The organism is Streptomyces sp. NPDC048484, from assembly GCF_040651415.1.
GTDB lineage: Bacteria > Actinomycetota > Actinomycetes > Streptomycetales > Streptomycetaceae > Streptomyces.
Map to the genome: position 1 here is coordinate 55,268 of NZ_JBEZJY010000039.1, position 25,686 is coordinate 80,953.

At 70.9% G+C, this 25,686-nt stretch carries 26 protein-coding genes; all 26 read left to right on the forward strand.

Annotated features, from left to right (window positions below; genetic code table 11):
• Positions 1-6 precede the first annotated feature (6 nt).
• Positions 7-702 carry a hypothetical protein gene (locus AB0D14_RS32785; protein WP_362786375.1) on the forward strand — a complete coding sequence of 232 codons (696 nt, stop codon included), beginning with the start codon at positions 7-9 and terminating at the stop codon, positions 700-702.
• 23 nt (positions 703-725) lie between these two features.
• Positions 726-1,484 (forward strand): hypothetical protein, encoded by a 759-nt coding sequence (locus AB0D14_RS32790; RefSeq protein WP_362786376.1) that lies wholly within the window; start codon positions 726-728, stop codon positions 1,482-1,484.
• Positions 1,485-1,654: 170 nt separating this feature from the next.
• A complete protein-coding gene (locus AB0D14_RS32795) occupies positions 1,655-2,419 on the forward strand; it encodes a DUF317 domain-containing protein (protein WP_362786377.1) in 765 nt (254 codons plus the stop codon).
• Between the two features lie 274 nt (positions 2,420-2,693).
• Positions 2,694-3,077, forward strand: coding sequence for a hypothetical protein (locus AB0D14_RS32800; protein WP_362786379.1), 384 nt, complete (start codon positions 2,694-2,696; stop codon positions 3,075-3,077).
• Positions 3,074-3,877 carry a DUF317 domain-containing protein gene (locus tag AB0D14_RS32805; RefSeq protein WP_362786381.1) on the forward strand — a complete coding sequence of 268 codons (804 nt, stop codon included), beginning with the start codon at positions 3,074-3,076 and terminating at the stop codon, positions 3,875-3,877. The genes AB0D14_RS32800 and AB0D14_RS32805 overlap by 4 nt, the downstream gene beginning before the upstream one ends.
• 26 nt (positions 3,878-3,903) lie before the next feature.
• The gene (locus tag AB0D14_RS32810; RefSeq protein ID WP_362786383.1) at positions 3,904-4,260 is read left to right on the forward strand and encodes a hypothetical protein; all 357 of its coding nucleotides are present in this window, start codon (positions 3,904-3,906) and stop codon (positions 4,258-4,260) included.
• On the forward strand, positions 4,251-5,072 hold the full coding sequence (locus AB0D14_RS32815; protein ID WP_362786385.1) for a DUF317 domain-containing protein: 822 nt from the start codon (positions 4,251-4,253) through the stop codon (positions 5,070-5,072). The genes AB0D14_RS32810 and AB0D14_RS32815 overlap by 10 nt, the downstream gene beginning before the upstream one ends.
• Positions 5,073-5,145: 73 nt before the next feature.
• Positions 5,146-5,658 (forward strand): hypothetical protein, encoded by a 513-nt coding sequence (locus AB0D14_RS32820; protein WP_362786387.1) that lies wholly within the window; start codon positions 5,146-5,148, stop codon positions 5,656-5,658.
• Positions 5,655-6,440 (forward strand): DUF317 domain-containing protein, encoded by a 786-nt coding sequence (locus tag AB0D14_RS32825; protein ID WP_362786389.1) that lies wholly within the window; start codon positions 5,655-5,657, stop codon positions 6,438-6,440. The genes AB0D14_RS32820 and AB0D14_RS32825 overlap by 4 nt, the downstream gene beginning before the upstream one ends.
• Before the next feature lie 32 nt (positions 6,441-6,472).
• A complete protein-coding gene (locus AB0D14_RS32830; protein WP_362786390.1) occupies positions 6,473-8,260 on the forward strand; it encodes a TraM recognition domain-containing protein in 1,788 nt (595 codons plus the stop codon).
• A complete protein-coding gene (locus AB0D14_RS32835; RefSeq protein ID WP_362786392.1) occupies positions 8,257-8,712 on the forward strand; it encodes an XF1762 family protein in 456 nt (151 codons plus the stop codon). Before AB0D14_RS32830 ends, AB0D14_RS32835 begins: the two co-directional genes overlap by 4 nt.
• 52 nt (positions 8,713-8,764) lie before the next feature.
• A complete protein-coding gene (locus AB0D14_RS32840) occupies positions 8,765-9,226 on the forward strand; it encodes a hypothetical protein (protein ID WP_362786394.1) in 462 nt (153 codons plus the stop codon).
• Positions 9,223-9,984 (forward strand): hypothetical protein, encoded by a 762-nt coding sequence (locus AB0D14_RS32845; RefSeq protein ID WP_362786396.1) that lies wholly within the window; start codon positions 9,223-9,225, stop codon positions 9,982-9,984. Before AB0D14_RS32840 ends, AB0D14_RS32845 begins: the two co-directional genes overlap by 4 nt.
• A gap of 131 nt (positions 9,985-10,115) precedes the next feature.
• Positions 10,116-10,625 carry a hypothetical protein gene (locus tag AB0D14_RS32850; protein ID WP_362786397.1) on the forward strand — a complete coding sequence of 170 codons (510 nt, stop codon included), beginning with the start codon at positions 10,116-10,118 and terminating at the stop codon, positions 10,623-10,625.
• 32 nt (positions 10,626-10,657) lie between these two features.
• Positions 10,658-11,257, forward strand: coding sequence for a hypothetical protein (locus AB0D14_RS32855; protein ID WP_362786399.1), 600 nt, complete (start codon positions 10,658-10,660; stop codon positions 11,255-11,257).
• Positions 11,258-11,288: 31 nt separating this feature from the next.
• Complete coding sequence (locus AB0D14_RS32860) at positions 11,289-12,125, forward strand: hypothetical protein (protein WP_362786401.1); 837 nt, start codon at positions 11,289-11,291, stop codon at positions 12,123-12,125.
• A gap of 663 nt (positions 12,126-12,788) precedes the next feature.
• Positions 12,789-13,688 carry an alpha/beta hydrolase gene (locus tag AB0D14_RS32865; RefSeq protein WP_362786403.1) on the forward strand — a complete coding sequence of 300 codons (900 nt, stop codon included), beginning with the start codon at positions 12,789-12,791 and terminating at the stop codon, positions 13,686-13,688.
• 62 nt (positions 13,689-13,750) lie between these two features.
• Entirely contained in the window at positions 13,751-14,623 is an 873-nt protein-coding gene (locus tag AB0D14_RS32870) for a hypothetical protein (RefSeq protein ID WP_362786405.1), read from the forward strand.
• Positions 14,620-15,894 (forward strand): DNA cytosine methyltransferase, encoded by a 1,275-nt coding sequence (locus AB0D14_RS32875; RefSeq protein WP_362786407.1) that lies wholly within the window; start codon positions 14,620-14,622, stop codon positions 15,892-15,894. Before AB0D14_RS32870 ends, AB0D14_RS32875 begins: the two co-directional genes overlap by 4 nt.
• Positions 15,894-17,024: a DnaB-like helicase N-terminal domain-containing protein gene (locus AB0D14_RS32880; RefSeq protein WP_362786409.1), complete on the forward strand. Its 1,131-nt coding sequence runs from the start codon at positions 15,894-15,896 to the stop codon at positions 17,022-17,024. The genes AB0D14_RS32875 and AB0D14_RS32880 overlap by 1 nt, the downstream gene beginning before the upstream one ends.
• 63 nt (positions 17,025-17,087) lie before the next feature.
• Positions 17,088-18,461 (forward strand): DUF317 domain-containing protein, encoded by a 1,374-nt coding sequence (locus tag AB0D14_RS32885; protein WP_362786411.1) that lies wholly within the window; start codon positions 17,088-17,090, stop codon positions 18,459-18,461.
• A gap of 273 nt (positions 18,462-18,734) precedes the next feature.
• Positions 18,735-19,595, forward strand: coding sequence for a nucleotidyltransferase domain-containing protein (locus AB0D14_RS32890; RefSeq protein ID WP_362786413.1), 861 nt, complete (start codon positions 18,735-18,737; stop codon positions 19,593-19,595).
• Between the two features lie 459 nt (positions 19,596-20,054).
• The gene (locus tag AB0D14_RS32895) at positions 20,055-21,359 is read left to right on the forward strand and encodes a hypothetical protein (protein WP_362786415.1); all 1,305 of its coding nucleotides are present in this window, start codon (positions 20,055-20,057) and stop codon (positions 21,357-21,359) included.
• Positions 21,346-21,933, forward strand: coding sequence for a hypothetical protein (locus tag AB0D14_RS32900; protein WP_362786417.1), 588 nt, complete (start codon positions 21,346-21,348; stop codon positions 21,931-21,933). Before AB0D14_RS32895 ends, AB0D14_RS32900 begins: the two co-directional genes overlap by 14 nt.
• The gene (locus AB0D14_RS32905) at positions 21,926-22,579 is read left to right on the forward strand and encodes a hypothetical protein (RefSeq protein WP_362786419.1); all 654 of its coding nucleotides are present in this window, start codon (positions 21,926-21,928) and stop codon (positions 22,577-22,579) included. The genes AB0D14_RS32900 and AB0D14_RS32905 overlap by 8 nt, the downstream gene beginning before the upstream one ends.
• Positions 22,576-25,686: a hypothetical protein gene (locus AB0D14_RS32910; RefSeq protein ID WP_362786420.1), complete on the forward strand. Its 3,111-nt coding sequence runs from the start codon at positions 22,576-22,578 to the stop codon at positions 25,684-25,686. The genes AB0D14_RS32905 and AB0D14_RS32910 overlap by 4 nt, the downstream gene beginning before the upstream one ends.

Consider the following 25,686-nt stretch of genomic DNA (forward strand, 5'->3'; position numbering starts at 1 on the left):
GTCTCGTTGCCCCGTACCGACCGCTTCCTGGACATCCGCCGTGACCCGCACTCCGACGAACTCCTCGCTCGCGGCGGGGACTCCGAAGCGCACAGCGTCCTGCAGCGGGCAGGTTTCATCGACGTCGTCCGCCTCCACGAGGTCTACCACCGCGCCCCCGCCGGCCTCACCCAGGACGACGAGGACCGTCTCGCCACCGACGCCGTCACTCGCCTGCGGGCGGCCGGATACCACGTCGACTGCGACGCAGACTTCGACACCGCTGCCCGTCCGGCCCGTTACCTGCCGCTGGGCTCGTCCGTCACCCATCTCGCCGAGCGCATCCGCGAAGCCACCACCACCGAAGAGGCGGCCGAGGCGCTGACCGAGCTGACCGCCGCCCACGACGGCATCCTCGCCGCCCTGCGCGAAGTCCTCACTGCCACCGCCGAATTCCACGAAGGGCTCGGAGGAGCAGCCGATCAACACGTCGCCCGGCGCCTTCGCTACCTGGACGAATGGCGCGTTCGCTCGCTTTTGAACGATCTCTCGGCCACCCGCAACGCTCTCGCCGACCGGCGCGCGCCGCACCCCGGCCGCAGCACCTGCACCGGGGAGGTCCCCACCACCGAACGCGAGCGCTCCGCCGTGTGTGCCTGCCCGCCCCCGCCTCTCACGCCCCCGGCTCCGCCGCCCCCGGTGGCCGCCGGACTGCGTCGCTGACTCCCACCTCGACCAAGGACACCATGCTCGACCACGACACCTCCGCGCGCCTCGCCTCGTTCGCCGACGTCCTCGCCGGTGAACTCCCCGACACCTGGACCAGCTCCCACCTCCCGCCGGAAGCCAAGGACGATCTAGCCGAACTCGCCGACCGTATCTGGGATCTGGACCTGGTCGCCGCCTCCCTCGCCGAGCATCCGCTCCAGCAGGCCGCCGTCCTGAGCCGCCCCGACGGCGCGCAGCTCGTCCTTGTGGACCGGCATGACGGACGCGACGGGTTCCTCATCGCCGCCGTCGCCCCCCGTGCCCTGCCGGACGAGGCGTACCGCGCCGTCTCCGAGCCCAACGGAATCGCCCTGGCGGACGACCCGTTCCTGAGCGCCGAGCAGGTCAGCGGCGACCTGCTCGCCCGCTACGACAGCGCCCTCGCCCAGGTCCGGCACAACGCCCTGGTCGGCATCGAGCCCTCCCAGCCGGAGCGGGTGGTGTTGACCTGGCAGCCGGACGGCAGCCTCGCCGCCGCCCCGGTCGGCGAGACGGCCACCGCCGTGCTGGCCGCCAACGGTTTCGTCCAGGACCAGCCGAGCGGGATCTACCGGCTGAGCGGCGACGACACCACAGCTCAGGCGCGCGCTGTGCGAGAGACCGGCCGGCAGCTCGCCGCGCAGGGCATCGCCACCGCACTCCAGCACCCCTCGGGCCGGATCGCGCCCACCGCCACACCGCCGACCACCCCGCCAGCCCCGGCGGCGCCCCGGGCCTCGACGACCAGGGCCCGATGAAGCAGCACAAGCCCGGCTTCCCGGTGCTGGAGTACCTCACCCTCACCAAGGATTTCCGTACCCGGCGAGCGGCACCGGCTACCGTCTCGCCCCCAGCGGATGCCCCGCCCTGCCGTACGCATGGCTGAAGCACCCCCGCCGTCGGCCCGTCCCCCAGGAGTTCACACCCCGTGCCACACGCTGCCCCGTATGTCCTGTCCGCGCCCGGCTACCTGTCCGGCGGCGGCGACTGGGAACACCTCACCGAGCTGCTCCGGCTCGGCCATGGCTGGCGCGACGTGTCCACATTCGACCAGCACACCGCCCTGGCCAGCCCCGACGGACACCTCCAAGTCGTCCTCGACCGGCGCGCGGAGTGGACCTGGACCCTGCATGCCACCGCCCCGTACGGGCAGGACTGGGCAGCCGCTCTCGGCGCGCACCTCCCCGTCGAGTACGTCACCGCCATGGTCGACACCATGCTCCGGCCGCCGGCCGCCGGGGAACGTTCGGTTCTCGACCCGTTGCGTGCGGCGGGCTGGACCGAGCAGGCCACCGGTCCCGTGGCCTCGGCCGTATCACCGGACGGCCTGGTCCACTTCACCGAGGAACCCGCTCACCAGGGCGCGGCCAAACCGTGGCGCGCCAACTGCACCGTCAACGGGTACCGCTGGTGGACAGCCACCTTCAGCGGCCATACTCCGCCCGGCCTCGTCACCACATTCACCCGCAGCCTCGCCGGCGATGATCCGCTGCCGCGGATGGCCATCGGAACACCGCTGTACCGCTGCGGGCCCTACACCCGTCTCACCCCGACCTCACACACGTATGAGGACGAGCAGGCGCTACTCAGGGCCCGGATCGACGGCATCCGCAGTCTCCGCGTCCCCCGACCGAGGCCCGCCGCATTGCCGCCGAACCCGACCGGACGTACGCCGGCCGCCCGCACCCGGTAAGCCGCAAGCCCTCGCCCCTCGACGTGCACCGCACCACCCGTTCAGGAGTGTTCCGTACCCCGCCCCTCCCCTCGCAGACCACCACCCCCGATCGTCGCCGAGCGCCGGCCTCGTCTGGCCGTCTACCTCTTCCGCCGCTACCTGCGCGCCTGCATCGCCACCGGCCCCGACCGCACCTCCCCGCCGACCGACCTACATCCCGGAGCCGCCCTCGCCGAGACCCAGCGGATCGGGCACCGCCACCACCACTGACCGACTTTCGACCTGGAGGAGCATGCCTCACCCCACCGCGTACCCGGTGCGGCTGGCCGACGAGATCACCCGCCAGCTCGGGCAGCTCGCCGACCACCTCTCCCAGCTACCCCCGCCCCAGGCCGCGCAGGTCATCGCCCGCGTCCTCGACCCGGACACCGGAGTCCTCGGCGGCATCACCCACCTCGTCGCCACCGGCAGCGTGTTCGCCAAGGACCAGGCCGAACGCGGTGCCCTCCCCGCGGAGGTGTGGCTCGCGCTGGGCCGCGCCTCGAACGAACTGCACGACATCACCCTCGACCTCGACGAACACCAAGACACCCTGCGGCACGTCGGCGCGCAGCCCGTCACCACCACGGCGAAGCCACCGGCACCCGCACCGCTCGTCGTGCGGCGGCGCCGGTGACCAAGAAACAGTGGCAGGGCTGGGGGCCGGGCGAGCAGGCCGAGCAGCACTACCTCGTCCAGCCCCGCGCCCTGGCCGGTGGCGGAGACGTCCGGCACGTCTCGGAGTTCCTGCGCGCCTCGGGATGGCGGGACACGTCCAAGACGGGCAGCCCGCTGCGCATGGAGAGCCCGGACCACACCCTCCGGGTCGCCTACGACCCCTACGTCCTGCCCGGCGGGTGGACCGTCCACGGCAGGACGGACGGTGCGAACGGCGAGTGGTCGGCGCACCTGGGCCTGCAGACCCCGGTGGAGATCGTCGCCGGTCTGACCGACGCCCTCACCCATCCCCGCTCCGCCCACGCTCCCAACGTCTGGGCGCCATTTGAGGAGCAGAACTGGCACACGCGTTTCGAGGGCGAGCACTACATTGCGACCAGTCCCGACGGCACCGCGTGGATGCAGTACCGCCAGGGTGCCGATGGCGCGGCGATGTGGTGGACCGGGGCGCAGGACCAGCAGGGCAATGGCTGGACGGCCCGCTTCACGCCGAACACGCCGATGCACCTGGTGCAAGCCTTCGCGAGCGAACTCGCCGGTCCCGATCCCGTGATGCGCCCGCGCGGACGCGTACCGCACAGCGCGCGGATCCGTACCTGGTCGGTCTCCGTCCGGCCCTCCCAGCTCCGTGCGTGGCAGCAGGCCCGCGTCACCGCCGCCCGCGCCGCCACGTGGGCCCGCAACAGCGCGCAAAGCGTCCGTCCCCGTACCAGCGCCCGTCCCTACACCCCGGCCGGCGGCGCCCGCACCCGCCGCTGAGCCACCGCCCCGTTCCAAGGAGACCGATGCCCGCACTCACCCCGGACACCATCCGCACCCTGACCGAAACGCTGGCAGATCTGACCGACTACCTGCGCGAGGACCCCGAGCCCGTGGAGGCACTCGCGCTCGTCGAGCCTCTCCTCGACGAGTACACGGGCCTGCCCGTCCAGCTCGCCGACACCCTGCGCGCTCTCGCCCGCGCCGTACAGGACCACCCGGCCACCCCGCGCGGTGCGTCCCGCGACTTCTTGGTCGACGAGTTGCGCACGGCCGCGTGGGAGCTGGCCGACCAGCACACCCTCCACTACGTTCTGGACGATCTCCGTGACCTGTACGGCAGCGCCGCCGCGAGTGAGCCGGGGTACTGCTCGTGCCGCTGAGTGAACGGCAGCTCGCGGCCTTCGCCGACGAGCACGCTTCACGCATCCCGTTCGACACCAGCCCCCGTCACCTCGCCGGCCCCGGAGACGCCCGCCACGTCACCCACGGCCTGGCCGCCGCCGGATGGAGCGCCGTCTCCGACCCCCTGAGCGCCGAGATCGTCCTGGCGAGCCCCGGCCTTCGCCACCGTCTCCAGTTCGACCCGCAGTCCGCCACCTCGGCATGGTGGCGGCTGCGGGCAGAGCCCACCGACACCGAGACCGGCTGGTACGCCGAGTTCGGCGAACTCGTGCCCGCCGAGGTCCTCGCCGGCTTCACCGACGCCCTCATCGCCCCGCCGTCACAGCAGTCCGACCCGTGGCAGCCGGTGATCTCGGCAGGCTGGCACCGCGACTCGGACGGCACCGCGCGCTCGCCGGACTCCATGTGCCACATCGAACTGCGCCCGCTGAACGAATTTCACGACCGGCCGTCCTGGCACATCGAGACCCGCGAGCCCGGCCACGGAGAGTTTCGCGGCCCGCGCATCTGGCACGCCTACTTCGACGAGCGCACCCCCGCCCACCTGGTCGCTTCGTTCCTCACCGCGCTGGCCGACCGCAGTCCGCTGCAGCGCGGCATGTACGACCGCACCGGCCACTACAGCGCCGTAAAAGAACACAGCCCGCTGCGCCCGCAGCAGGTGGCCGACGCCCACTCCACGCGCCTCAAGGCAGTCCGCGCGCAGGCACGCTCCGCCCGCCGACCGCAGTCGAAACCCGCGACGCCCCCGGCGAAGACCGGCACCGCCCGGCCGGCCGCCCGCCGCTGAACCGAGAGGACTCCTCCCCATCTCCACCGACCACCACGCACACCGAGACTTCCTGCGCCACCTCGACCACTACGTGAGGGACAGCAAGAAGATCCTCGACGCCTGGGACGCCTACTCCGACGAGCACACCGACCTCGACGGCTGGCCCCACGACGACCACGCCTACGGCCTGCGCGCCGGCCAGCGCGACGCCGACACCGCCGAGGCGTTCGAACTACTCCGCTACGGCGCCCGCCACCTGCTCGCCACCGCCGAGACGCAGCTGGCGCAGCTGCCGGAGAACACGGTGCAGAGCCGCTGGGTCTACCAACTGGGCGTCCTGCACACCGCCCTTGACCGGCTCGACGCACTGCACGAGCAGTGGCTTACCACCCGAGACGCTCTCCCGTTCACCGCCAAGCCCGGCACCGCCGACTTCGACGACGCCCTCGCCGAGCACCACGCCGAATCGTGGAGCTACCTCGACGACTGGGCCACCCACGGCAATGTGGTTCGGGAAATCAACTCCGCCGCCCGCAAAGCCCCTTCGCCGCTGGCCCCCACACCAGCCCGCACACCCGTCCGGCGAAGCGCCGCACGAAAGTGAGCACGCGCCCGGCTCCGGAGACCGTCGAGGTCGACTTCATCACTCCCCGCCACCTCGCCGGCGGCGGTGACCCCGCGTGGATCACCGTCCCCCTCCACCGCGCCTGCGGCTGGAGCCACGCCAACGACCCCTTGATGCCGCGCGTCCTGCTCTCCAGCCCCGACCAGAAAGCACTCCTGCGTCTGGAGCCCGAGCCGGACGGACAGTGGTGGACGCTCACCCACGCCGCGGAGCCGGACCGGCCGGCCTGGTACGCGAGCTTCGGCGCCCACACCCCTGTCGAACTCATCGCCGCTGCCACCGACACCCTCACCGACCCCGTCCCGGCAGCGGACGCGGCCTGCGACCCGTACGAACCGCTCCAACAGATCGGCTGGTCGCCCGCCTCCGCGGACAACGGCCTCGTATCCCCCGACGGCACCGCGTACCTCCAGCGGCTGGGCAGCGCGGAAGAACCGGGCGCCTGGTTCGTCACCGCGGTACTCGGCTCGGACCGGCCGGTGTGGCAGGCCCGCTTCGGCGAGCACACTCCCACCCGCCTGGTCACTGCGTTCACCGCCGCGCTCGCCGATCCGGCCCCCGTAGCGCGCGCCGACGGCGTGCACCATCTCCCAACCCGCAACCCGAACGTCGTCACCCGTAGGACGGAGGACGTGCTCGCGGTGTACGCCGCCGGCGCACTGGAAGAACGCGTCCGCTCCCTCGCTGCCCGGCGGACCGTACCGTCGGCCAGCCCGGTGCCCTCGCAACAGCTGCCGGCCAAGCACGGCCGCAACCGCTGATCCATCCGTCCCCGCCCGGAAGCACGTAGCCCTTGCCCCCTTCCTCCTCCAGCAACACCGACGGATACGACCTCGTCCTGCGGCTCATGCTCGGCGTGCTCGCTATCGTCGTCCCCCTGTCCCACCTCGCCTGGCTATCCGGCAACATCAGCGCCCACCTCACCGGAGGTACCTGGGCCAGGTATCAGCCGACCGATGCCCTGCTCCATCCCGAGCAGGTCTGGCCCGACGCAGGGAAGACGTCCCTGCTGATCGGTACCCGCATCGTGCCCGTCGTCCTGCTCCTGGCCCTCGGAGTCGGGGCGGGCGTCCTGTGGGCCCGGTACAAGAACCGCAGCAGCGGCCGGAAGAAGGTCACCGACATGGCCAAGGCCCGGGACATCCAGCCGCTGATGGCCAAAGCGATCACCGACAAAGCCCGCTCCCTGCGTCCCAGCCTGAAGAACAGCAAGCGCATTGCCCAGAAGGACACCGGCGTCCTTCTAGGCAACCTGCAGGGCAGCCGACACGAAGTGCGGATGGGCTTCGAGGATGTCGCCGTCGCCATCATGGCGCCCCGGTCCGGGAAGACCACCTCGCTCGCCATCCCCTCCATGCTCAGCGCCCCGGGCCCGGTCCTCCTGACCTCGAACAAGGCCGCCGGTGACGCCTTCACCACCACCTACGAGGCGAGGGCGCAGGCGGGGGTGGTGTGGACCATGGACCCGCAGCAGATCGCCCACGCCGCCCGCGAGATGTGGTGGAACCCCCTCGACGGCGCGAAAACCCTCGACGGCGCCGGACGGCTGGCCGGCCACTTCCTCGCCGCGAGCGTCGATGCGTCCCAGCAGGGCGACTTCTGGTCCAAGGCCGGCAGCAACATCCTGTCCCAGCTCCTGCTGGCCGCAGCGCTCGACGACCGGCCGATCACCGACATCATGCAGTGGCTGGCCTTCCCCGCCGACCGCACCCCGCTGGACATCCTCCGCGACCATGATCTCGCCGCCGTCGCCGCCCAGCTCAAGGGCACCGTGGAGGGCCCGCCTGAGACGAGGGACGGGATTTTCGAGACCGCCCGCCAGTACGCCGCCGCCCTGCTCAATACCGAGATCGCCGCTTGGGTGACGCCGCAGAAGGACGTCGCCGAGTTCCGGCCCGCCGACTTCGTCACCTCCACCGACACGCTGTTCCTGCTGAGCAAGGACGGCGGCGGCGGCGCCTCGGCATTGATCGCGGCGTGCGCGGATTCGGTGATGCGCGCTGCGACCGCCCAGGCCGAGCGCGCCGGTGGACGTCTCGATCCGCCGATGCTCGCGATCCTCGACGAGGCCGCCAACGTGTGCAAAATTTCGGATCTTCCGGACCTGTACTCCCACCTCGGCAGCCGCGGCATCATCCCCATCACGATCCTCCAGTCCTACCGCCAGGGCCAGAAAGTCTGGGGAGACGCCGGCATGGACGCCATGTGGTCCGCCTCCACCGTCAAGGTGATCGGATCCGGCATCGACGACCCCGACTTCGCCGACAAGCTGTCCCGGCTGATCGGCGACCACGACGTGGAAACCACCTCCACCTCGCACTCTGACTCCGGGAAGTCGACCTCGGTCAGCACGCGCCAGGAGCGGATCCTGCCCGCGGATGCGATCCGCGCCCTGCCCAAGGGCACCGCCCTCTGCTTCGCCACCGGCCTGCGCGCCGCCATGCTCGACCTGCGCCCCTGGTACCAGGAGCCCGGAGCGCAGGAGTTGTCCGCCGCGTCGGCCCGCGCGTCGCAGGCGATCACCACCCGCGCCGTGGCGAAGCACGCGCCGGCACAGTCCGACTTCGGGAAGGCCGTGTGAACGACGCCCGGCTGTACCTGGTGCCGGTCCGCTCACGCCAGGCGAAGGACTTCGTGCGCGCCTGGCATCGCCACCACCCGCCGCCCGCAGGTCAGATCTTCGCCGTCGGCGCCGCCGAGAGCGGCACACTGCACGCCGTCGCCATCGTCGGCCGGCCCGTAGCCCGCCACCTCGACGACGGCGCCACCCTCGAAGTCACCCGCACCGCCAGCGACGGCACCCGCAACGCCAACTCCCTCATGTACGGGGCATCGTGGCGCGCGGCGAAAGCCCTCGGATACCGGCGCCTGATCACCTTCACCCAGGAGAGCGAGAGCGGTGCGTCCCTGCGCGGCGCGGGCTGGCACCTCATCGCCGGGCGCCCGCCCCGGGCCGGTTGGCACACCCCCTCCCGCCCCCGCGTCGGCCACGGCAACGACCACGTCACCCGCTTCCTGTGGCAAGCCCCCTGACCCACATGCCTGGAGACCAGCTGCACACCTACCACCCCCCGACCTCGACGACATGTCCCCGCGCCAGGCCGTGGACGCCGTGACCGCGGACATCCGCGGCCACCGCAACACCGTGGACGGCACCGGCCTGTTCAACGTCACGCGGCACGTTAGCCTGCTGTGTCATCTGGCTGCCCGCATGGCCGCCGACGCCGAGTACCAGCTCGCCCCCAACAGCGCCGGCCTCCCGCCCGCCGAGACACTCTGCGCGAGCGCCGGCCACCTCGGACGGGCCGTCGCCCACTACACCCAGGCCCTCGCCCCGCTCCTCGTCCTCACCACCACAGCGCAGGACACCCTCCAGCACAAGCTCGACTCGCTCGACCACCACAGCCGCCTGCGGATCCACCTCGATGACGGCGGCCGAGCCCTGGCGGCGGCCCGCAGCGCGCTGGAAGCACCGCGGCCTCCCGCTGCTGCGTGCGCTCATGCTCCGGCACCGCTGCGCGCCCCGGCCGTCCGGCGCCGCGTATGACGACACCGCCCAGCGATGACGGTCTGCTGTTCGATGTGGCCGCCCCGCCCACGCCGGTCGAACGGCTGCTGCTGCTCGCAGAGCAGTACGTGCAGCACAACGACACGCTCGACCGGCTCCTGCGGTCCGGTTCGCCGTCCGAGCCCGACGTCCACGTCGCCTCCGCGCAGCACCTCGCCTCCGCGACCCGCGCCGCCATCACCGCGGTCACCGACGAGCGCCTCTTCCAGAGTCACGAGCTGTCGGACGCAGTGGTCCGCCTCCAGCAACTCGCCTTCCTGAGCAGCAGCTCCGCGGAGCGCCGGCTCCCGATGGCCCGCACGCTGACCGCCCTGGCACCGGCAGCAGTCATGGACTGCGCCGACACCGTCGCCGACGAACTGAAACGCCGCCAGAGGCATACGACCGCCCCTCCCGACCACCGGCTGACCACTACGCACCACGCCGCCCTGTGGGAGATCGCCGGCGGGAATGTCGTGGCGACCAGCTCTTTGGGGCGGCAGTACGTCCACTACCGCGACGAGCGCGTCCTGATCGGCACACTGCGGTCGCTGGAGGCGAACGGACTCGCGGAACGTGTCCCGAAGTCCGCGCCCTCCGCCTACGTGGGCGGACCGCTCCAGGACCGCATCCGTCTCACCTCCGCCGGCACCACCGCCCTGGCCGCCGCCATCAGCAGCCCTCCCGCCAGCAGAGCGCCCGGCACAACACCCGCATCCGTGCCCGCCACCGCGAAGACAGCCGCCCGAAGCCGCTGACCGGTCCTCCCGGAGCCACACCACCTCGAAGGCCATCACCGCCCGCGCAGAGCGACTACGGCACGACTGCCTGACCTCGCGCGCCTGCAACCTCGCGCATACCACCGCACCAGCCCGGAAGGCCGACTGCCGTGACAACCCCCACCAGCAAGACCCTCGAAGTGGATCCCGACACGCACCAGTTGATCGGCCTTCTGGCACATGCATGGGACACGACCCCGAACGACGTCATCCGCCGTCTCCTCGCACAACTCGGGCAGGCATCCGTGGGGCAGGCACCGGCCCTCCCCGTCACCACCAGGCCGGCCCCGGTGGTGACGCACCCGACATCGTTCGTCGCGGTACACGCCATTTACGCAGGGGTGCGTGTTGACGCCGTCTACGACCCCGTCACTACCTCGACAACGATCCCGGAGGGTCCCGGCGCGGGCGCGTACACGACCCCGAGCGGTGCCACCACAGCCGTCCTGCAGTCCCTGCGCCCGCAGGTCGCTCCGAACCGGACCGGCTGGAACTTCTGGAGGATCACAGCCTCCGGTGAACACTTGTCCGTGCTACGTCCCCAGGTCACACACGCCAGCGCATCTCCCGCACCCGCTTCTGCGGCACCGCCCAGCGCGATCGGGTCTCGGCGGCGCTGACCCCTGCGATCTGACAACTCCTCGAAGGCAGCATGGCTCTTACCGACCACCACGACATCTTCATTGGCTCGACCGACGACGGATGGACCTTCGTCGCCCTGAACCGCCCTCTCCCCCGGGCCGCCCGCATCCTGACCGCAGCGGGCTTCACGGCCCGTCAGCACCAGGGCCGTACCCTCTACCTCCTGGGGCCGGAGACCGCCGAGGATGCGCACGAGCGCGCCGGCGTCGCCGCTTACGGGCTCATGGCCCACACCCTGGACCTCGTCGATCTCGCCTGGACCACGCGCCAGCACGGCGCGACCCCGGCGGCCCGTCCCGAGGTGACCATCCGCTTCACCAACGACGCAGTCACCGCGACCGCGGCCACCGGCCGGGCCGGCGCCGTCCTCGCCCGGCACGGCTTCACCCCAGCGGGGGCGAAGCGGCAGTACGCACTGCCGCCCGGGCTCGGGGAGCGCGACGCACTCGGCACTATTGTCCGCGCCGAGGCCCACCTCTACGCCGACGGCATCAGCGTGCGCATCGACCTCGGCATCGCGACCTGGCAGGACATCCCACCGGCACCGTCCCGCCCCGGTGCCGCCCCTACGCCGCCGCCCACCCCGCCGGTCAATCGGCGCAGCCGCTGACCACCGTCCCCTCGCCCGAAAGCCCTGCACCATGCGCCAGATCGACCTTCCCGCCGAGATCGCCCGACTGCGGCAACTCGCCAGCGGCTTCGAGGACTTGCACAGCGAGATCCGCTCACTTGTCCTGACCCCCGGCACCGACGCCCGGCAGGAACTCACGGCGAAGATCGTGGCCACGAACGAGCTGGTCCAACAGGCCACGGTCCGCCTCGCCGCCCTCGACGGCAGCCAGTACACCGCTGTGCCCGGCAGCCGACCGGCTCTGGATGCACTCGCCTCCGTCGTCCTGGCCGCCAGCGTCGCCGCATCCGACCTGGCCGGCGCGTTGTTCGCCAACCCGCTGGACGGCGCCCCGTTCCCCGGCCCGCCGGCCGACGACGCAGCCGTGCGCGAGGCACGGCACGCGAAGGCAGTTCCCCTCCTGGGGGAGCATCTCGCGAACGCCGCCCACCAGCTCGATCTGGCCCGCACCGGCTGCTCCTACCTCGCCAGCGGCATCACCCGGCACCTGAAACAACACGCCGAACACGACCAGACGACACCAGCACCAAAGATCACGGACAGCCAGTACGCCTCACTGTCCGCGCTGTCGCACGACGGGGGCCGTCTCTACATGTCCGGCCGGAAAGGCACCCTCCGCGCCTCGACCACAGGCGGCGTCCCACTCAACACCGCCACGTTCAACGCCCTGCATACGCGCGGGCTGGTCCGCATCGACGCGACAAGGTCCCTGGCCCAGGGCCAGCGCCTCCACATCACCGCCGAGGGCCACCGAGCCCTCGCCCAGCACAAGCCCACCACGGCCCCCGCCCGGGAAACAGCCGTGGCGCCGCCTGCGACGAAGCAGGGAGCGGGACACACGCGCTGACCGGCGTCACACCAGCGAACCGAACCCTGGCCCTGGGCTCCCCTGCCACCCTCCGGTCGCCGGCCGGCGCTGTATCCGTGGCCCGATGTTGCCCGGCGCGGAAAATGCCGACGAAGCAGGCGTTCACGATGCCGACGAGGATTCCGGCGAATCGGACAGCATCCTCGGCAAGGTGCCGGACGGATGCGTAGGACAGCCCCCGTCGTGGCGGCGGCGCTCTGTTCGGCCGTACCACGGTCTCTGGGCTCGTGGCCGCGCTCATCGGCAAGGTGCCGCCGCCTACGAACCGATCTGCACGCCGATTCCATCGGCACACCCAACGCCCCATCTGTGCCCGCGATATCGGCATCTTGAATGCCGCCCAACAGCCCGAACACCGGCGCCCACGTGCTCCGCCAAGCCCACCCGCGGCCACGCCGCCGGCGTTCTCGCCCGGCCTCTTCAGCACGCCGCCGAAGGCCACAGCCATACGGCGCTGACTGCCCGCGCCCTCCGGATCGCTTCCCCGGTATCCGCCCGCCCTCGTACGGCGGCATGCGCAGCGCGGTGCCGAGCGGCCCGGTCCCACCGACCCGGCGCGGCCAGCGGACACCTCCTTCCCCCGCTGATCCCCCCTTCTTTTTGGGAGTCCTTCCTGTGTGCAATCCGCCGTCCAGTACTGAGGTGTTGTCGGTTGGTGTCGCGGATGGCACTCGTCTGTCCGTCTACCGCGATGCCCCGGTGCGCCCGCGTCCCGGTGGCGCGACGGTCGTGCTGGTGCACGGTGCTTCCGTCACCGCGGAGCTGTGGCGCGTCCACGCCCGGCACCTGACCGCTCTGGGCCTGACCGTCGTGCGCTACGACCAGCGCGCGCACGGTCACACCCCGCGCGGCCAGGCCCCGCTGACGATCCGGCAGCTCTCCGACGACCTGCACCAGATCCTGACCCGCGTCGTCCCCGCCGGGCCGCTGGTGCTCGCCGGCCATTCCCTGGGCGCCCTCGTCCTGCAGGAACTCGCCGCCCGTCGCCCCCAGCTCCTGCCCAGGATCCAGGGCATGGTGCTGCTCTCCGCCACCGCACGCGGGGCGAGCCTGCACCCCGGCAGCGGACCGTACGCCCCGCTTCTGGCCGCCGCACGCAGCCTGCTCGCTCTGACCTGCACCCACGCACCCACGGGTGTGGACCGGGTGCGGCGCCTGCTGCCCGACACCCACCGCTACACGCTCACCCCCCACCCCGGCACCGGCCCGAACGACGGACCGCCGCGGTGCCGCCACGGCGTACGCCACACACCCACCGCCGACCTCGCAGCACTCTGGCAGTGCCTGCGCGGATACCAGAGCGGCGATGTGACCGCGCTGGAGCAACTCGGCGAGCGGCTGCTGCTGATGGCCGGCGCGGACGACCGGCACACCCCCGCCGCCCACACCGCTCAGCTGGCCGACCGCCTCCCCGCCGCCCGCCTGGAGATCCTCGCCCGCACCACGCACGCGCTGCCCGTCCGCCACCCCGCGCTCATCAGCGACCGCATCGCCCACCTCGCCGCCGGGTCACACCCCCACCCCCTTCACCCCCAGGACTGATCATTTCCGAATTCCCTGCTTTCACAGCAATTTCACTAGGTGCCGGTATCCAGTCCAGCGCCATGCTCGCCCTATCCGCACAGGGCATACTCCCGAAGGTCGACTACGCGATTTTCGCCGACACGGGCTGGGAACCGCGCACCGTTTATGCTCATCTCGACCGCCTCGAACGGGAAATCGCTGCTCCGGCAGGGATACCCGTCCTTCGGGTCTCCGCAGGAAATATCCGAGACGACGCACTCGACCCCGATCATCGTTTTGCCTCCATGCCTCTTTACGTCCTCAACCAGGACGGCAAGCAGGGCATGACCAGGCGCCAGTGTACGGGGGAATATAAAATTAGGCCGATCAAGAAGAAGGTCCGGGAGCTTCTCGGATACCCCTACCCGCAGCGCATCCCCAAGGACATCTTCGTCGAGCAGTGGGTCGGCATCTCGACAGATGAATTCCACCGCGCCAAGGACGCCGACGTCAAGTACATGCGCAACCGGCATCCGCTCATCGACCTGAACTGGTCCCGCGCGGACTGTGTTCGCTATCTGACTTCCATCGGGCTGGCGGATACACCAAAATCGAGTTGCCTGGGGTGTCCCTTTCACGGAAACGCGCAGTGGAGAAATATCCGGGATACCAGCCCTCAGGAATGGGAGGACGTGGTCGCGTTCGACGCGGCCATCCGCCAGGGCAACGCCCGCGCGAACGCCTCCGGCAACCCGTTGCTCGGGCAGGCGTTCCTGCACCGCTCCCGCGTCCCCCTCGACCGGGCCCCCATCGACCACGTCACGGCAGCCGAGTGGGCAGCACGCCAGGAAGAACTCGACGGCCGCGCCACCGCGGTGGACGAGTTGGAGAACGGGGTGGCCGACGGCTGCTCGCCCTGGGTGTGCCGCGGTGAAGCCGCCCCGGTGCAGGACGACTTCGGGCTTGCTTCTTGACCGTGGTGGATCTGTTCGCGGGTCCGGGCGGCTGGAGCCGCGCGCTGTCGGTGCTGGGTGTGCGGGACGTCGGCCTGGAATGGGACCTCTGGGCGTGCCGGACCCGTGCTGCGGCTGGGCAGTTGACGATCCGGACGGATGTGGCGATGTATCCGGCGTGGCCGTTCGTCGGCCGGACCGTCGGGTTCATCGCGTCCCCTCCGTGTCAGGCATGGAGCATGGCTGGCAAGCGTCTCGGTCTTCTCGACCAGCCGCTCGTCCACCAGGCCGTCGCCGAACTCGCTGCCGGCCGTGACACCCGTGCCGCGCTGCTGGCCGCGTGCCGCGACGAGCGGTCCCTGCTCGCGGCCGAACCCATGCGCTACCTGCACGCCCTGAACACGGCGGGCGGGCCCGAGTGGGTGGTCATGGAGGAGGTCCCGGACGTGCTGCCGCTGTGGCGGCAGTACGCGGCGATCCTGCGCACCTGGGGATTTTCCGTGTGGACCGGCATCCTCAACGCCGCCGACTACGGCGTCCCCCAGACTAGGAAGCGGGCGATCCTCCTCGCCTCCCGCGTACGCACCGCCGAACCCCCGCCGCCCACCCACGCGAAGGCCGCCGAGCAGGAGTCGCTGTTCGGGCCCGGCCGCAAGCAGTGGGTGTCCATGGCCCAGGCTCTGGGCTGGGGCGCCACCGACCGGCCCGTGCCAACCGTGTGCGCCGGCGGCGGACCAGGAGGCGGCCCCGAACCCTTCCCCTCCGGCTCGCGCAAGACCTTGACCGACGCCCGTGAGCGCGGCACCTGGACACCCCACCCCGACTCCGAAGTCATCCTGGCCTCCCGCAGGAAAGCCTCCGGCCGGGCCGCCCGGCACGGTGCCCGCGAAAGGCGCCCCGCAAAGGCTCCGGCCCCCACGTTCACTCCCGAGGCGCACCACTGGTCGTGGTCACTGCGCAGCAACAACCAGCCCAACGCCACCGTCCGCCGCGCCGACCAGCCCGCCGGCACCCTGTTCTTCGGCCACCGGGCCAACGAGTGCACCTGGATCGCCGACACCGCCTCCGCACTGCCGGACAGCGAGCAGCAATCGGCGCCGGCCCCGATCAAAATCACCGCCCGGGAAGCGGGCGTGCTGCAGAGCTTCCCCGCCGACTACCCGTGGGCCGGCAACAAGGGCCAGATGTTCTCGCAGATCGGCAACGCCGTACCCCCGTTGCTCGCGGCCCATCTGCTCGCCCCGCACCTGAACATTCCCCTCAACCCCGACGACTTCACCCTGGCCGCCTGATGCCCCGCACCCCCGAACCCGACGACGACCTCGACCTCGACGCCCTCCCGCCGCCACCCCCGGTCTTCCATGTCGAACAGGCCCTCCTCGGCGCTCTCCTGCTCCGCCCACAGCGCCTTCGCGACGTGACCGGGATCAGCCCCGACGCGTTCTCCACCGCCGCCCATAGCGCCCTGTTCGCCGCGATCCGCTCCCTGCCGGCGCCCAACCCGGCCGAGCACGCCAAGAACACGAAGTGGCTCACCGCCGTACTCGCCGCCGCCGGCGAGCAGACGCGCGGACTGTCCGCCCCCTACCTGCACCACCTGATCCAGGTCTGCCCATGGCCCCAGCACGCACCCGCGTACGCCCGGATCATCGAGGCAGAGCACTCCCGGCGCCGTCTGGCCGCCGCCGCCCAGCGCCTCATCCACACCGCCGCAGACACCACCCTCCCGCAGCCCGTGGCCACCACCCTCGCCGAGGCCGACGTCCTGGCCACCCTGGTGGACGACATCGCCGCCCGGTTCCCTCCGCACACCGGATCCCTGCCCCGCACCCCCGCTCCCGAGCCGACCACAGCACACGACGAGGACGCGGCCGACGAGGAGCGACTCCTCCTCGCGACCGCGACCGCGCACCCCAGCGACGTCGAGCAGATGCGATGGCTCACGCCCGGCGACTTCACGCAGCCCCTGCACGCAGGACTGTGGCAGAGCCTGACCACCCTGACCCGGCGCCACGCACCCGTCGACCCCGTGACGGTCCTATGGGAAGCACAACACCGCGGTCTCCTCGGCCCCGGGGCCGGGCCGCGCCAGCTGCTGGACCTCCTCGCCGGACCGGCCGGCTCACCGGAGCACTGGGGCGAGCGGATCCTGCAGCGCCATCTCCTCGCGACAACCCGGCACATCGGCCGGCGCATCGAGGCGTTCACCGACGACCCGGCCACCACGCCGTACCAGCTCGTCGTCGGCAGCCGCCGCGCTCTTGCCGACCTGACCGCCGTGCGTACCCGCTGGCAGCACGCCACGTCCTCACCCGCGCCCGCAAACCGGCCCGCACGCACCAAAGTCACGAAGGCCACGGCCGCGCCCCGGGCCGGTCCGCCACGGACCACCGCGCCGCCCGCAGTACGCAGTGCCCGCTGACCCCACCCGCCGGCCGCCGAACCATCCGTGGCCCGCCAACCGGCAGAAAGAAAGCCTTCCTTCGTGACGACACCCGCCATTGACGCGCACGTCCGCCTCGACAGCCACCCCGCCCACTCCCGTGCCGTGACCGCCGCCCTGACCGGCACCCAGGCCCACATCGCCCACGTGGCCCTGGAGGCCGACGGCTGGACCCCGGTCGCCGAGAACATCCTCGTCCTGGCCCGCATCGACAGCGAGGAACCCTACTGGGCGCAGCAGGCCGCCCGCGCCCTGAACTCCGTGGGGATCACCACCGAGATCGCCCACGGGCTGCGGCAGGCGATCGACGAGGAATGGGCCTGGGCCAACTACCCGATGCCCTGGTGCACCCGCAGCGAGATCCGCGAGGTCTCAGCCGAGGCCCAGAAGATCCATGACGACATCCGCCACGGCCACCTCCTCATCCACGCCCACGCCCACGCCCACGCCGAGGACGGCCACACCACCGTCGCGGTCGGCACCTACCTCAGCGGCGGCAAAAGCGTCTATCTCCATGGCGAGAACCATCTGCGGCAGATCGCCGACACCTTCGACTCGCCCGCCCAGGCCCTGCTCGCCTTCGAGAAGGTCCACGGCGCGGAGATGCGCCCCGGACCGGCACCCCTGACCGACACCGAGCGCTCCGCCGCCGAAGCCCGCACCCCGCTCGCTCTCACCACGGCCGAGCCCGAACTGGCCCCGCCTAAGCCGGAGACCGTCCCCGTGTACCTGGCCGATGCCGGCGACCACGACGCCCTCCTCGACACCTTCCTCGACGCGCACGGTGAGTTCGAGAAGTGGACCACCTGGTCCGACGAGACCACGCACGCCATCCACGAATCGCAGACCCTGCGCATCGAGCGGGTGCACGAAGCCCACCCCCGCGACACCGCCTGGACCGTGGCCGCCTACGAGACACCCGTCTCCGACCGCATGTGGCACCTCACCGCGACCGGTACCACCCCAGCCCCAGTGCTCCAGACCCTGCTGAACCATCTCGCCGACGGTGACGGCTGGGACACCGCCATCGGCAGCCCCGTCACCGGCAAGACCGTCACCGCCGCCACCAAACCCCTCACGGACGCCGACTGGAAGCACACCGTCGACGGACGCTGGATCCGCTGGACGAACCTCGCCGAAGACGCGGGAGTCCAATTCGACGCCTTCGCCGCCCAGAACCCGAACAGCCCCCTCGCCACCTGGACCATCTGGGCCGGCCCCAGCATCAACCAACCCAGCTGGGCGCTTCATGCCTCGCCCTACGCCCCAGCCTCGATGATCGCCGACCTGGCCTCGGAACTCGCGCACGGCACCGGTACCCGCGCTCAGCCCTGTTTCGGTGCGCCGCAGCTCACTGCCACGCTCCCCGCCGCCCCGCCAACCGTTCCGAGGCGCCAGGCCGGCCGACGCCACTGACCGACGAACAGCAGTGTGTCTCCGCAGACGGGGGATGCCGCGGGGCCGCCCTCGCACCGTACCGCCCGACTGTACGTTTCACAGAGGCTTGCACTCGGCTGAACGCCGATGCGGTGCCCCGGCTCGGCAGCCCGGGGTCATGGAACGCCCGTGAAATCATTTTCCAGCGTGGAGACGGTCACCTTTTTACCGACCGCCCACACCAGTGCGCTCTCGTCACGGCTGGGGCCCGTAGTGTCGCGTCAGCGGTCGCGTACTTGCAGGGGAGTCCAAGTGAAACGTGAACGGGCAACGGAGTTGCTCCGCGAGATGCTCGGCAAGCTGGAGGGAGGCGGTCGCCCCCTCGACCTCGTGGACGAGGTCCATGTGTTCGGTTCGTACGCCCGAGGCGCGCTGGAGCCAGGCGACCTCGACGTGGCGGTGGTCCACCGGACCGACACCGAGTTCACCAACGACGTCGTCGGCGCCATCATGTCCGGTCGGGATCCTATGGCGGGCATGAAGCGCGCCCTCAAAGGCAACAGGCGCGGCTTCCAGTTCCAGTTCAACCAGAACGACCGCCTCCCCGAAGGCTCCGAGCCGAGGCTGCTGTGGAAACGCGGCGACACCCGCGCCACCGCAAAGGAACGGCTACAGGGGATGACAGCGGACCCGTCCGCCGGCCGTGCGCCACGTGACGCGATGATCGAGCAGTTCGAAGGACTCGATCGATGGATCCCCCTCCCTGTGCGCACCCGGCTGGTTGAACTGCTGAACGCCGGCGGGATCGAGATCAGCCGCATCGAGCTGGCGGCTGCCGAGCCCACGAGCCCGGCAGCCGTGGCCGCACTGGGGCGCCGTTGGAAGCCGGACAGCCCACTGCGCCGCGCAGCCGCTGCAGCCGTGCGCTATGCGGAGGACACCGGCATGTCCCCGCCGTCCGTGTGGGTGCAGGGACAGCCACTCGACCATCGCCGCGACCAGTACGGCGCCGGCGCCCTGTGGATCAACCTCGGCTGGTACGACTTCGACCAGCTCATCTACCGGCTCCGCGAGGGCGCAGAATGTCTGGAGGTCGTGCGCCCCACACGGACGCAGCCGCTCCACGCCCTCCACATCACCGTGCGCGACATCGCAGCCCTGCCCCCGATGTAGCACTCCCGCCAGCCAGAATGACGATGAAACGGCGTGGCTCAGGGGACAGATCAGTGCCCGAGCAGCGCGAAGAGGCCCGGCAACCGACACAGGTTGCCCGGATTTCGGCCCTCAGCCCAGCCAGCTTCGGGGAGACGGCCTAGGCTCGCCGCGGTGCAGACTGCGCGCATCCATCGCTCATGCCCGGATCCACAGTGATATCGATCGGCTGGTTCCGCAGGCCACCTGCCAAGTCGGCGAACGTGCCCCGCGCCGCTTGGGCAAGCGCGTTGACATGCTCACCCCGAAAAAGGTTCCAGCTCCTTTGAGGCCCTCCCCCGTCTGCTGTCGGCTGCCTCCGCATCCGGGGGCGAGTGCGCAAGGCTGCCTTTGCATATCTGGCCCTAACTGGCAAGCCTTGCGGGCCGGGGGGATGATGGTTCGCAAGCCCTTCCTGCAGAACGAGAAGGGGGCGCGGCGGTGACGTTCCGAGACGAGGACCCGGGTGATGACGTTGATCGGCAGCTGAGCGACGCCAAGCGGTCGAGCAACTTGCAGACGTTCGTCGCGGCGGCGGCACGGCACAGCGGAGCGACCGTCACCGATGGTCTGCATCTGCGGATCACCCGCGACATCGCGGAGGCGTTCGCCGCCCACAGCTCCCAGGGCGGGGCGACGAAGACGCAGGTGTGGGAGTGGATCACACAACATGCCCGGCCCGCCTATGCGGTGGAGATGTTCGAGTCACGCTGGCAGGTCTTCGAGAGCGAGCAGCTGATCCGCCCCTACCGGTCCAAGAAGCACCAGTTGCGGCACTCCTTTCATCCGCTGGGCACCGTCTTCCTGATGATCTGCGACCGGCTGGAGAGCCACGGCGGCATCGACGAGTTGATCGGCCTGCTGGACCGGACCCAGGAACTCCTCGACCGCGAGCATCCTGACCGGGATGCGGTCGCCCGCAACATCATTTTCTGCCAGTGGGTGTTTGCGACGTTCGCGGTTCAGCTCGAGGCGCTGGTCCTGGACGGCTCGCTGAAGGAGCTGATCGAGGACCAGCGGCAGTACAACCACCAGGACCTGGACCAGCGTGTCCTTTGCCTGAACCGGGACGTGAACCGGCACTTCCCCAAGGACATCGACCTCGCCCACAAGGCCGTGGCCATGGTCGAGGCCGAACAGCGGTACGGCCACTGGGTCGCGCAGGCGCTGCTGCGGGTGCTGGACCGTGCCGGGGTTGCCCTGGACTTCGATGTCCTGTCGGCCGAGGAGTACCTGGAGGCGGCCCGCGATGCCCCACCGGAACGGCTCGCGGAGGCCGGCGCCACGCTGGTGGTGGATGCACCGCAGGTGTGGGTGGACGCGGGGGCTGTGGTGGACGCTGTGGATGCGTTCGCACCGCGCCACCGGGTGCGCTACCGGCCGCCGATGCCCAAGGGGTCGCCGGAGCGGGATCCGTTTGCAGCGGTGGTCGAGCGAGGGGTGCGGGAACGGGCGCGTCGCGAACGGGCTGCCGATCGCATGCTTTTGGAGCGCGACCGCGTCGAGGTGACGGAGGAGTTGCGGCGGTCTCGGTGGCCGCGGGCCGTCCGGCTCCTGACGGATCTGATCATGCTAGACGCCGACCCCCATGCTCCTTACCGGCTGGAGATCGGCTCCCAGCTCATCGTCGACCGTGAGGCGTGGGTGACGTACCTGCATCCGGTCACGGTCCACCGCACAGAACGTCCTGCGGCCACTACGCCGGAGGACCTGGTGGCAAGCGAGCGCGGCGATGAAAAACCCTGATGTGCCCCTGATCCTGGCCGCCGCCCGAGCCGCGCTCGCCCCCGGGAGCCTGCCGCCCGGGCTGCTGGCCGAGGCCGATGAGACGGCCCGGATCGCAGGGCGCAGCCTCGTGGAATGCGACTGCCCGGGGCCCACCACTTCCAGTTCGGGCGGCCGTCCGGGCCCGTTGGGCCGTGCACTCGTGCTGGGCTGGTCGCAGGCGCCGGTTCCCGAGGAACTTGGCACCTACCCCGTCGCCCGGCTCACTCCCACCCAGATGATCACCTTCGCCTTGTGCCTGGCCCGGGCGTGGCCCGACCTGGACTGGCCTCCCTACCCTGGCCGCCCGTTCGCGCGCGCGGACATCTTGGACGCGGCCGGGGACATCGGGCTGGACGTGAAGTTCGCCAAGGCCGCCCTCGACGGAGAGCTGCAGTTGCTGCTGCTGATCGTCCGCGAGGGACAACAGCTGCGGCTGGGGCCGGCGGTGGCCGCTCTGCCCGACACCTTCGCCGAAACCATGCGGCGCTTTCACGACCAGCTCCCGGGCACCCGCCAGGCCCCGCCGGGGCAGCAGAGAGACGACGATGAGTGAGATACCGCTCTCCGACGTCGACGAGGCCCACGTCCAGTCCGCTCTCGCGGCCTTGGAGACCGCCGACGGGCTGGTGCCCGGCGAAGCGTTTCCCGCCCTGCAGACCGATGCGCTGCGGGCGATTGTCGTCCGGCGTCTGGCCGGCCTCGGCCGCGTCCTGCTGGTCCGCGAGCACCATGGAATGTCCGGCTTCACCAGCGGCTACGACGACACCGTGGGCGACCGCCTGGCCGCCGACGGCATCGGGGTCCTGCCGCCCTTGGACCGGGCGGTGCTGGTACTGGTCCTGCTGCGCACGGTCGCAGCCCCCCGCGCCCGTGGCGTTCACGGGTCGGCGACCTGGCTCGCAGACGGGCGCGGCACCAGCGTCGAGGAGCTGTATGCCAACCCCTACTTCACCTACGAGCAGCTGCGCCCGGCGGTACGCCGTCTCAAGGCACGCCGCCTGCTGCGGGAAGGCTTTCACCGCGCCCTGCTGCCGGGCCCGGCGCTGCTGCGGCTGACGGATGCACAGTCGGCCCGGCTGTGGGAGGACTTGGTCCTGGTCACCCAGCCCGACTCGATGTACGCCCGGGCCATCCGCCAGCGCCGCCAGGAGCAGACACCGCCCGGACTCTCCTCCGCGCCACGGGAGATCGCACCATGAGCACTGCCACCGAACCGCAGGAGACGCAGCCCCCCGAAGAGGTACCGATCAGCCTCGGGATCATCGGGGAGCGGCAACTCTTGTGCGTCCAGACCTTCGACATCGCCCGGCACCCCTCGGCCGCGGTCGCTCTCATCCCCAGCTGCTTCATCGCCGTCTCCGGCAAGGGGCCCACGGATTCGAACGAATCCGGCAAGACCAGCTGGCTGGCCGCCGTCTCGTTGCTGCTGGGCGATCCGGAATGGCGGATGCACAGCAGCGGTCCGGCGTCGGTGGCGGACCTGCTTTTCGAACCGCAGACCGCAGGGATCGGCGCCCAGGGCTATGCGCCCGCGACCACCGGCTACATCGCCGGCCTCTTCGCCGACCCGGACGATGTCCCCGCCAGCGCCCACACCGTGTGGCTGAAGTTGTCCGCCACCCCGACCTACGTCGAGGTGCGGCACACCCCGGGCATCCATCTGGCCACAGCCCAGGACGACATCGAACGCCATGACCAGGCCGCCAAGATCTACCGCGCATTGCCGTCCGCATCCGCGCTGGGAGCCACCCAGTACGCGGCGGCCCTCTACGGGCCCGTTCCCCGTTGCCTCGCGTTCCTGACCTCCCGGGGCAAACGACGCGGAGGCCCGTCCCTCCTCAAGCTCGACACCGGCCTGTTCACCTCCGCCGGCATCGGCACCGCGCTCATCGACCTCACCGGCCGCGCCACTCTCCTGGACACCGACGCGTCCTTGCGCCACGACCTGAGCCAAGCAGAACGCGAGCTGCAGACCAGCCAGAACGAGGACATCACCAGCTACGCGGCCGAGGAGCGGGCCCTGCACACCGTCATCCAGCGCATCAGCGCCCGAGAGGAACTCGTCCGAGCCCAGGACATGTGGGCCCTGCACTACGCCCGTGGGCTGCTCGACGCCCTGGACCGCACCGAACAACTTCAGGCCACACTGGGCGAACAAGAAGAGGCACGGGCACGCGCCCAAGATGACCGGGAAGCAACCCAAGCCGCTCAACGCGCCCTCGACGACCCCGAGCGCCTGGCCCGTCGACACGACGAGGCGGCGCAGGCCAAAGAGCGCGCCGAGCAACACCTCACCCAGGCCCGGGACGACGAGAGCGGCGCCCGCCACCGCCTGGCCGCACACGATCAAGCCCTCCAGGACGCCGAAGATGCCGCGGCGGGAGTCCACGGGGACCTCGACGACGCCCGCCTCGACGCCCAACAGGCCCACCAGCACACCATCACCTGCGAAGGCCACCTGACGCAGGCCACCACTCTGCGCCAGAACGCCCAAGACGACCTCGCCCGCGCCAACGAGGGCCGCTACGGCACCGCCGGCCAGACGATCAGCACCCTGAGCGAAGCCGGCATCCACGCCACCGGACTGCTCGACGGACTCACGCTCGCTCCCGAGGAACGCGCCGCCTGGGAGCCCCGGCTGGCGCTGTACCGCGACGCCGTGTGCATCGCGACGTCCTCCGTCGATACCGCCCGGGCGGCCCTGGTCGGCCAGCCCGGCGCAGTCCTCATCGCGGTACCCGACACGGACCACCACGGCCACGATCCCGTCCAAGGATTCCTGGACACCCTGGCCGCACGCATGCACCTGGAACACGCCCCGGACACCGCGGTCGACAACGCTCTCGGCCTGTACGTACTGGGCGGATACCCTGAGCCGCTCACCGGGCGCGCCTCCCTCCTGACCCGCCTGCGCGCCGCACTGGACCAAGCCGAGCACGACCTCGGCCAGGCCCAGCGGCAGCGTGATCAGGCCATGGAAACCGAAGCACAGAGCGCCGATCTCGTCCGCCGCCTGGAAGCAGCGGCACTCGCCGCGCGCCTGCGGTCCCAGCGCCCCGCGCTGGAAGACGAACTCGCCGCCCTCCACCAGGTGACCGCCACGCGCCAGCAGGACAGGGACGCGGCACAAGCCGCCTTCCAAGACACCCTCGTCGCCCACAAGACCCTCGCCCTCCAGCACGCCCAGGCGCAAGCCGCCATCGACACGGCGCTGGCCGCTGAAGCACAAGCCGCCGAACAGCATGCAACTGTCCAACAGCAGATCGACGACCTCGACATCAGCTACTGGCAAGAACACGGCGGCAACCGCGAAGCCGCCCTGCGCGCCCTGCGCTGGCCCACCGCCCCACCGGCCACCTCGGATCGCCCACAGGTCCAGCCGGAACGCCGCAGTGAGAACACTCTGCGCCAGCGCGCGGGCCGCCATCTCGAACGAGCCCTCGAAGCGATCGGCATCGACGTCGACACCGGCGCCGGCGCCCCGACCGGCGCACTCAAGGACGCGGTCCGGCTCCGCAACAACCTCGCCGATGACGCCGGAGGCCGCCGCTTCGCCGATGCCACCGCGTTCGAAGCGCCCGTCCGTGCCCTGAAGGACTGGCTAGACCGATTCGCCGAGTCCGACGTCTCGGCCGCGAACCGCATCGCCGAAGAACGCGCCCAACGGGCCAGCAGAATCGCCTTCGGTGAGCAGAAGGCCGGCGACCTACGAGAGAGCCTGCGCACCATGCAGGGCAGTATCGCCCTGCGGCTCGAACAGGCCCTGGGCGACATAGAAGACGCCCTCGTCACGCTCAACCGGGACGCCGGACTGTACGGTGCCGAACTGCGCCGGACGCTCACTCCGCCCCCAACGCTGCAGGACATGTGGAGGTGCGAAGTCACCCCATACTGGCGACGCACCCCACACGGCCCGATGCTGCCCTACGACAACATCACCAACTCGGCCCAGGAGAAGCTGTTCTCCATCCACCTGGTCCTGGCCTCGCTGCTCGCCTCCCCGCACCCTCGTGGGCGCCTGCTCATCCTCGACGAACTGGGCGACTCGCTCGGCTCCCACCACCGCCGCGAGGTCCTCGGCGCCCTTGCCGCCAGCGCCCAGGGCAACGGCATCACCGTCCTGGGCACCTGCCAGGAGTCCCTCCTGGACGACGCCACCGAACACAGCGGTGAACTCCTCTACTTCAACTACCCCAGCCACACGGAAGCCCTCAACGCACCCACCCGGATGTTCGGCTACGACGCCAACGGCGAGCGCGTCGAGCTGACCATGGAGGTTCTGCTGGCCGGACGCACCTGGTGGTAG

Excerpts from the sequence above, each read along its gene's own strand:
- AB0D14_RS32790 (WP_362786376.1), top strand. The coding sequence starts at position 726 with ATGCTCGACCACGACACCTCCGCGCGCCTCGCCTCGTTCGCCGACGTC.
- AB0D14_RS32800 (WP_362786379.1), top strand. The coding sequence starts at position 2,694 with ATGCCTCACCCCACCGCGTACCCGGTGCGGCTGGCCGACGAGATCACC.
- AB0D14_RS32810 (WP_362786383.1), top strand. The coding sequence starts at position 3,904 with ATGCCCGCACTCACCCCGGACACCATCCGCACCCTGACCGAAACGCTG.
- AB0D14_RS32840 (WP_362786394.1), top strand. The coding sequence starts at position 8,765 with ATGTCCCCGCGCCAGGCCGTGGACGCCGTGACCGCGGACATCCGCGGC.
- AB0D14_RS32845 (WP_362786396.1), top strand. The coding sequence starts at position 9,223 with ATGACGACACCGCCCAGCGATGACGGTCTGCTGTTCGATGTGGCCGCC.
- AB0D14_RS32855 (WP_362786399.1), top strand. The coding sequence starts at position 10,658 with ATGGCTCTTACCGACCACCACGACATCTTCATTGGCTCGACCGACGAC.
- AB0D14_RS32860 (WP_362786401.1), top strand. The coding sequence starts at position 11,289 with ATGCGCCAGATCGACCTTCCCGCCGAGATCGCCCGACTGCGGCAACTC.
- AB0D14_RS32870 (WP_362786405.1), top strand. The coding sequence starts at position 13,751 with ATGCTCGCCCTATCCGCACAGGGCATACTCCCGAAGGTCGACTACGCG.
- AB0D14_RS32880 (WP_362786409.1), top strand. The coding sequence starts at position 15,894 with ATGCCCCGCACCCCCGAACCCGACGACGACCTCGACCTCGACGCCCTC.
- AB0D14_RS32900 (WP_362786417.1), top strand. The coding sequence starts at position 21,346 with ATGAAAAACCCTGATGTGCCCCTGATCCTGGCCGCCGCCCGAGCCGCG.
- AB0D14_RS32905 (WP_362786419.1), top strand. The coding sequence starts at position 21,926 with ATGAGTGAGATACCGCTCTCCGACGTCGACGAGGCCCACGTCCAGTCC.
- AB0D14_RS32910 (WP_362786420.1), top strand. The coding sequence starts at position 22,576 with ATGAGCACTGCCACCGAACCGCAGGAGACGCAGCCCCCCGAAGAGGTA.